The sequence below is a fragment of the Planosporangium thailandense genome, assembly GCF_011947195.1.
Classification (GTDB): domain Bacteria; phylum Actinomycetota; class Actinomycetes; order Mycobacteriales; family Micromonosporaceae; genus Planosporangium; species Planosporangium thailandense.
The window spans coordinates 86,107-93,395 of sequence record NZ_JAATVY010000024.1; the positions used below are offsets into that span (position 1 = coordinate 86,107).

Below are 7,289 nucleotides of genomic sequence, written 5' to 3' on the forward strand. Positions count from 1 at the left end.
CTGCAGCGGCCCGGGCGGTCGAAGCCGGCCGTCCCCATCGAGTGCACCAGCGACAGCGCCGCCGAAATAGGGGCTCCTGCCGTGAACTGTGGGAACTGCCACCAGGTTCCCGTGAACCCCGTGAACTTCCCACCGCCCCCGACCGTTGGGTCCCCGCGCTGTCACCTGGCAGCTACTGTGCGACCTATATCGATGAGGAGGCGGCGATGACCGACAAGCCATCCTCGTTGGCTGACCTGTTGGACTTGGCCGAGTGGGGGCCGCGACAGCTGGTGGCAGCGGTCAACGCGCGGCTGTCGCGGCAGGGGCGAGACAAGCTCCGTCTCGACCCGACGGCCGCCTACCCGTGGGTGCGGCGGGGGTTCCGGCCTCGGCCCCCGATCCCCGATCTCGTGGCGGCGGTGTTGACCGAGCGGCTGGGCGTCCCGGTCACGGTCGACCAGCTCTGGCCGGGCCGCACCGGCCCCGCCAGCGAGCAACGGTCGGCCGCCACCGGCCTGGACGCCGTGACCCACGTCGACGACCTCGTCCGGGAGCTTGCTCATCTCGCCACCACGGCCGTCACACCGCAGAGCCCCATCCGCGATGCTTCCGGCGCCGACCTCACCGCGGCTGTTCTCGACCAGCTCCACGGCGCGGTGCTCGCCGCGCGCACCCGCGCCGGCTACGAGTACGTCCTGTCCGAGCAGGTCGATGCGATCGCCTCACACGTCGCCGCGCTGCGGCGACTCGACGATCGGCACGGCGGCGGTGCGTTGAGCGTGCGGTACGTGACCGCCGAGCTGAGAAGCGTCATGGACCTGGTGGAGTACGCCAACTACGACGTGGTGACCGGCCGGCGCCTGATGACGATCGTGGCCGACCTCGCCCAGCTGCTCGGCTGGCTGCACTTCGACTCCAGCCGCTACGGCTCGGCCGAGCGCTACCTGCTGCTCAGCGTCGGCATGTGCCGGGCACTGGCGGACTACGACCGCGCGGCGAACGTCATCGGCATGCTCAGCTACGTCTCGGCTTTCGCCGGTCACGGCCCGCAGGCGGTGCGGCTTGCCGACGCCGCGAAGGCCGAGTGCCGCTCGAGCGACCTGGTCCTGCAGGCAAGGCTGATGGGCCGAGAGGCGACCGCCGCCGCGGCCGACGGCGACCTGGCCCGCTTCCGTCGGTGCGCCGACCAGGCCAACGCGCTGCTCGACAGCTGCCACGCGCAGGACAGGCCGTCCTTCCTGTACTACCTCAACCCCGCACAGCTCGCCGCCGAGACCGGGCAAGCCCTCGTGGTGCTCGCCGAACGCACCACGACCAGCCGTGACCGGCTGCTCGGCGAAGGCATCGACGTGCTGGCCACGGCGGTCTCCGACATGCTCGGCGCGAGCAACGACGGTAAACCCCTCTACGCGCGTTCGGGTCTGCTCCACAGCACGTTCCTCGCCCGCGCGCATCTGCTGTGTGGCGATCTGGGCGAGGCGGTCGCGACCATGCGGGCCGGGCTCGGGCTGCTTCCGCTGGTGCAGTCGCCACGCGGGCGCCATTACCTGCGCACCCTCCGACCGGCTTTGGCCCGCCGGTCGCGTTCCTCGATCGTCCGCAAGTTTCTGCCGGAGTTCGATGCGGCATTATCGACTCCATGACCATCGACCGTCCCGGCCCGGCGCTGCCGGCTCACCGCACCGGCGACACCGAGTTGGTGCCGCGCCGGGTCGACCACCCCGACGCCGCCGTGCTGCTGCGCGCGTTCTACGACGAGCAGGTCGACCGGTACGGCTTCGCCGAATCGGTCGACCTGGACCCGGATGCCTATGACGCGCCGAACGGGGTCTTCGTCGTGATCTACCAGCACGGCGAACCGGTCGGCTGCGGCGCCTGTCGCTGGTTCGACCACGCCGACGGCACGGTGGAGATCAAGAAGACCTACCTTGCGCCGAAGGTACGAGGGCACGGGGTCGGCCGGACGCTGCTGTCATGGCTGGAGGACCAGGCGCTGGCATGGGGTGCCCGCTACGCCATCCTGGAGACCGGAGTCCGCAACACGGCCGCCCTGGGCCTGTTCACCAGCAACGGTTACGAGCCGGTGACGCGCTATGTCCCCGGTCGCGACCCCTCGATCAACCGGGCGTTCGCGAAGGTGCTGGCTCCGACGCCCCGTCCGATTGCCGAGGATGTTCGGCGAGCCACCGTGCGATGAGGGACGCCTCCCTCTCTGGGGCGATGCCGTGCTCGGCGAACCGTTCATGGGTCACGGGCCGGCCACCCTCGCACAGCCACGTCCACGTGTCGGCGACGGTCTCGGCCAGCGGCCGGCACCGCAGGCCCGCCCGACGGGCTCGATCGGCGTTCATGCCCCACGGCGCCGCCGCGCTACGCCACAACGGCAGTTCGGTCCACTGCGTCACGCCCTGCTCGACCAGCCAGCACTCGTCCACCCACACCAACCGTGCCGACCGCTCGGCGACATCGGCGGTGACCTCGATACAGGAGCGCAGCATGTCGCCATACGTAGCGCGGGTGGCCGGCGGAGCGACATTGAAAACGCCGGTCCCCCGCCATTCGGCCTGATCGAGCAGGAACCCGGTCAGGTCCCGCACGTCCACCGGCTGGATGCCACGGTCCGGGGCCGGAGCCAGCACCGGCCCGCCGCGCCGCATCCGCGTCAGCCACCACGGCAGCCGCCCGACGTACTCGTGCGGGCCGAGCACCACATGCGGCCGGAGCACCAGCAGGCGCTCCGGCCCGAACGCGTCCCGACTGGCGATCTCGCATCCCACCTTCAGCGGGCCGTAGGCGTCGGGATCCCACCGGCGCGTACCGGGATCGAAATCCGGGTCGCCATCCCACAACGCCGAATCCTCGTCCACCGGCGCGTGCGGCCAGTCCCGATACGCCGAGATCGTCGACACGAACACGCAGCGCTGCGCGACATCAGCCAGGATCTCCACCGAGCGGCGGACCACCGCAGGGACGCTGCCCGCCACATCGACGACCACGTCCCACGGACCGCACCGAGCCAGGGCCCGCACGTCGTCGATCAACTCCCGGTCTCCACGCACATGACGGACGGCCGACGGCAGGTGTGCCGGTGACGCGCCTCGGTTGAACACCGTCACGTCGTGGCCGCGCTGCACGGCCTCGGCCACCAGGACGCGACCGACGAACCACGAGCCGCCCAGCACCAGCAACCGCATCCGATCATTCTCACTCCCGGCGGGGCCGCCACCGATCCCGTCAGGCGAGGTTCACGGAGTTCACAGGGACGTTGGAACGTTCCCGCTGTTCACGGCTGGCCACCGTTCCGTCTGTGGCCGAGGCTTGGTCGACTGGTGATCGAGCGCCACCGCCCACCCGATGCGGACGAGCGGTGGCACGGACGAGCCGGCCCGGGGCGGGTGCGGCGTCGCCCGGGCTATCCCTCCCAGAGCTCGGGACGGCGAGGTCCCCGCCCGCCTCGGTGCCCTTCAACGCCAGATAGCGAGAGGAGTTGAGCGGCATGCGGCACCACAGCGAGGGCCATCGTCACCGCGACGCGCTGCAATCCACCGGGCTCCCCGCTAAGCGTGCCGTTGCAAGGACGACATCGGCGATTCCCACCACGACCTACACCCAGCATCGAAGGAGGCGGCCAGGCGATGAGCGGACAGACCAGCGATCACGTCGGCGCAGCGAGCACGGCCCGGTTCTGGAGACCGCTGTCCCCTGACCAGATCCGTCAGCATGCCTTCGGCGAGAGCGGGTTCGGCCGGCGCGGCTACCGCCCGGACGAAGTGGACCTGTTCATCGACCAGGTCGCCGCCGAGGTGGAACGGTGGGGCAGCGCGTACGCAGCGGCCGCCGACGAGATCGCCCGGTTGCGCAACTACTTCCGGGACAACCACATCGATCCCGAAGCGACCGCTGCCCGACAGGAGTCAACCGAGGCGATCACCGTGCTGACCCACGCGCAAACCCGCGCTGATCAGCTCATCGCCGACGCCCAAGCCCACGCTAAGGCGATCGTCGCCAGCGCACGGCAGGAGGCCGACCGCGTCCGCGCTGGTGCCGCCTTCATCGCCAGCCGCGATCAGGCGGAACGCCTCACCGCGCTGAGCCGTTCGATCCTCGCCACCGTTGACGGTGCCACTACCCAACTGGACGCTGCCAGTGCCCGCGTGCGCACTACCACCGATGCCTTCGCCGCCGAACTAGCTGCGCTCACCGGCCCTTGGACTGCTACCAGCTATGTTGGCCGGGCCACCGCATCCATGTCCCCAACGGTGGCGATGAGCCAAGCGGGGACCCCAGCCCTGGTTCGCATCACCGCTTGGCCACCGGACGCCGACCCTTCTTGATGTCCTCCTCGTCGCGTTGCCGGGAGGCAACTAAGTTCCGGATCCGCGCAACTAGGTTCTTCTCCTTGGGCGGATTGACCGTGTAACCCAGCCGTTCCAATTCGCGGACAGCAGTCCCTACGTTGCGGCGGACAACTGCGGCGACTTGCCTTAGTCTGTACTCGCGGCGGGACTTCTCCAAGACGTCCTCCCAGCCACGTTTTGGATCAACGAGACCCTCAACGGCTAGGCATTCGAGCAGATCTTCGAGCGACGGGCGGAATCTACGTCCCCCGACAGGCAAATGTATCTTATGTAGGCCATTAACCTCTTTGCGACCCAATTCAACAAGGTATCGCTCAAAGGTTGAATGCCTCGCGCAAACCTGGATGTGGGCTTCGGCGTAACGTTCCTTATCGCGCTCAAAGTCATAGTGCAGCAAAAGCTCGGGCGGCTCATATCCAATATAGAGACCGCATACCGAACCTTGCACGGCAAGGAACTTTCCCTCGTGCTCATCGAACGCGAGCCGGCAATGTACGTCGACCCATATATCGGTACGGCCCGCCGACCGCATTCGGACCGGCTGTGACCTTAACCCCTGGAGTCGCGTGCCAACAATGGCCTGATTGTCAGGCGAAAGCTTGCCTCCCACCTGAGCATAGTCGCATACTGTCTTGTTTAGAAGATCCTGCATAACGCCGGCAAACCGGCGAGCCTCAGATGCAAGACTGTCACGGCTTCGAGTCACCAATGGACACCCACAACTTCTGGGCCTCCATTGAACTGAACTGGCGCCGTTGAGCCATATCGGCGAGCTGTTCGTAAGTGAGCTGCAACTTGCTGAGCTCGTGTTGCACAGCTTCTTTCCATTCGGCAGGGCTCATCTCGGTGACGGTCGGTCCAGGCACGTGCGTTGGCGCGATGGTCATCGGATCCTCCCAGGGCGGATGTGGGCCTGGTTGGTCATGCCCCATGCTAGGCATACCATTCAACTCTTGCTACCCCCCGTTACTAATGATTGCGCGGAACGTAACGGACTTTTCTGCCAAATAATCTCAGCATCTGAAATTGATCATTTGTTAGGCAGCGTCTTCTCCTCTCATTGGCCAAAGCTGACATCTTGCCGGTTGCAGCAACTCTCTATCTGAGTGATTACGCATAGCCACACAGTCCGGTTCAATCGACCACAGTGTCTGCTGTGGCTGGATGTGGCGCACCGCTGCGCCGTAGCTCCCGGCCACGAGGATGACAACCGGGCCATCGCCTCAAAGATCTGTTGGGCCACCACGACACCCTCATTGTCAAACCGATGGTCCCGATCGGCACCTCGTCTGCAGAGGTTTGTGTGGGTTGCCAGAAGTTCTGCCCGTAAAGGGAGGGCCCTTGGGCTAGTCGTCCGTCAAGCGACAACTGCAACCTCAGCGGCGACGAGCACTTCTTGGAGCCCGTCTCCGGCCGCTCGAACGTGCGTCCGCATGGGACGGATGCCGCCGCAAGGATCAGGCGAGACGCCGCACGCGTGGTCGACAACTACTCACGCTGCACCGTATTCCCTGCAGATACGGAGTCAGAGACCCTAGGTCCATTAAGCGAAGGTTGTGGTCGTTCTCGCCGCGTACCCGCCACAGAGACTCGTTGGGCCAGCGTTGGGGTCCTCCAGCAGAGGGCTGGCGGTCGCGGCACGTAAGCCCGAGGGGGGACCGGCGACCGCCAGCGCAACCCCTGTCGGCCGGCAAGGGATGTCCGCCCATCCGGTCGACACGCGACGACTGGTTCTCGGTCGCGCCGCTCACCGCGGAACGGTCCTCGTCGGTGTGTCCACGCGCACGTTCGGCGATGCGCTGGATCGGGCTTCCGACCGTCGAAGAGCGCCAATTGAAGCACTTGGTTCAGGGCGCGAGATCGATCAGCCGGCGGCGATCGTCGCCCGCTCCCGCCACTCGCCACAGCGACTCATTCGGCCATTGCCGGTACAGCAACTCCTTGCTGCTGGTGGCGATCGGGGTGCGCACCGGCTGCTCGACCAGGTCAGCCAGCAGATGCTCCTCGCGCTCCGGAGTGTCGGCGATGACCAGTACCGCACCGACGGGTACCGCGCGATCGGTACGCCGGTAGGCGGCCAGCAGGGCATCCAGTCCGGAGATGTGACGCTCGTGTTCGGTGACCGCGTCGCCGGACAGGCCGGGATCGACGTGGACCAGGAACCGCAGCGCGCGTCCGTCCTCAAGCCAGACGCCATAGCCATCGGCCCGTAGGTGTGCTAGATCGTGTGCGCGTAGCCAGACCGACGTGTCCATCGTCGTCAGCCACTGGAATAACTCACACCGGCCGGGCTGTTGGCGGGACACCTCCAGCATCGGCAGGAACAGCCGGTGATCGGCGGCGCCCCAGGTCCTGTGACCGAGCTGCAGCGGCACTCGCCGCCCGGCGGCGATTAACGTCTCGCGGAGTAGCTCGGTGCCGTCGGGCGTGATGTCGTAGATCCAGGTGTGCGTGCGGTCCTCGTTCGACCGCAACCGGTCGACCAGGCCGGCCTGGTACAGCCAGGCCAGCTCCCGCTGGGCGGTCAGGCGTGCCACGCCGAGGACCAGTGCCACGTCCTGCACGGCGGCCCCGCCGTGCAGCGCCAGGAACGACAGGATCCGCCATCGCCGCGGCGACAGCCGCCGGTCGACCGCGGGCTCCCCCATATACCCATCGTCTCCGCCGGGATCGATGCGCGACACCTCAGCATCGACAGCGGCCGTCACGAACCGTAGTCACAGCGAGCGCGGAGGCTCCCCGTCGCGAGAGATCACCTAGCCATGTCGGGTGGCTGGCGAATCGTCCGGCGGCGCTACCTCGGGCTCCGGTAAACCGCCCACATATACAAACCGGGGTTTGAGGGCCGATTTTCGTGATCACTGTTCACAGGATCAGTCGAAGAGCCGATCGCAAGCGCGGCAACACGGACAAAGCGGCGCGCCGAAAGATGATCTCAACGCGAGCGGC

At 67.1% G+C, this 7,289-nt stretch carries 7 protein-coding genes; 3 read left to right on the forward strand and 4 right to left on the reverse strand.

Features of this window, described 5'->3' with window-relative positions; translation table 11 throughout:
- Positions 1–206: 206 nt before the first annotated feature.
- Positions 207–1,625, forward strand: coding sequence for an NsdA family TPR-like regulatory protein (locus tag HC031_RS25420; RefSeq protein ID WP_167927928.1), 1,419 nt, complete (start codon positions 207–209; stop codon positions 1,623–1,625).
- A complete protein-coding gene (locus HC031_RS25425; RefSeq protein ID WP_167927929.1) occupies positions 1,622–2,179 on the forward strand; it encodes a GNAT family N-acetyltransferase in 558 nt (185 codons plus the stop codon). The genes HC031_RS25420 and HC031_RS25425 overlap by 4 nt, the downstream gene beginning before the upstream one ends.
- Here the strand turns inward: HC031_RS25425 and HC031_RS25430 are convergent.
- Complete coding sequence (locus HC031_RS25430; protein WP_167927930.1) at positions 2,100–3,176, reverse strand: NAD-dependent epimerase/dehydratase family protein; 1,077 nt, start codon at positions 3,174–3,176, stop codon at positions 2,100–2,102. The two genes, HC031_RS25425 and HC031_RS25430, sit on opposite strands and share 80 nt — an antisense overlap.
- A 441-nt stretch (positions 3,177–3,617) precedes the next feature.
- On the opposite strand from HC031_RS25430, the gene HC031_RS25435 reads away from it, so the two are divergent.
- Positions 3,618–4,316: a DivIVA domain-containing protein gene (locus tag HC031_RS25435; protein WP_167927931.1), complete on the forward strand. Its 699-nt coding sequence runs from the start codon at positions 3,618–3,620 to the stop codon at positions 4,314–4,316.
- Here HC031_RS25435 and HC031_RS25440 read toward each other — a convergent pair.
- The 3 genes from HC031_RS25440 to HC031_RS32645 all read right to left on the reverse strand — a co-directional run bounded on the left by HC031_RS25440 (position 4,282) and on the right by HC031_RS32645 (position 6,988).
- Positions 4,282–4,950 carry a hypothetical protein gene (locus HC031_RS25440; protein WP_167927932.1) on the reverse strand — a complete coding sequence of 223 codons (669 nt, stop codon included), beginning with the start codon at positions 4,948–4,950 and terminating at the stop codon, positions 4,282–4,284. The genes HC031_RS25435 and HC031_RS25440 overlap by 35 nt on opposite strands.
- 79 nt (positions 4,951–5,029) lie before the next feature.
- Entirely contained in the window at positions 5,030–5,227 is a 198-nt protein-coding gene (locus HC031_RS25445; RefSeq protein WP_167927933.1) for a hypothetical protein, read from the reverse strand.
- 960 nt (positions 5,228–6,187) lie between these two features.
- Positions 6,188–6,988: a MarR family transcriptional regulator gene (locus tag HC031_RS32645; RefSeq protein WP_205863235.1), complete on the reverse strand. Its 801-nt coding sequence runs from the start codon at positions 6,986–6,988 to the stop codon at positions 6,188–6,190.
- Positions 6,989–7,289: the final 301 nt, after the last annotated feature.

Excerpts from the sequence above, each read along its gene's own strand:
- HC031_RS32645 (WP_205863235.1), bottom strand. The coding sequence starts at position 6,988 with ATGGGGGAGCCCGCGGTCGACCGGCGGCTGTCGCCGCGGCGATGGCGG.
- HC031_RS25420 (WP_167927928.1), top strand. The coding sequence starts at position 207 with ATGACCGACAAGCCATCCTCGTTGGCTGACCTGTTGGACTTGGCCGAG.
- HC031_RS25425 (WP_167927929.1), top strand. The coding sequence starts at position 1,622 with ATGACCATCGACCGTCCCGGCCCGGCGCTGCCGGCTCACCGCACCGGC.
- HC031_RS25430 (WP_167927930.1), bottom strand. The coding sequence starts at position 3,176 with ATGCGGTTGCTGGTGCTGGGCGGCTCGTGGTTCGTCGGTCGCGTCCTG.
- HC031_RS25445 (WP_167927933.1), bottom strand. The coding sequence starts at position 5,227 with ATGACCATCGCGCCAACGCACGTGCCTGGACCGACCGTCACCGAGATG.
- HC031_RS25435 (WP_167927931.1), top strand. The coding sequence starts at position 3,618 with ATGAGCGGACAGACCAGCGATCACGTCGGCGCAGCGAGCACGGCCCGG.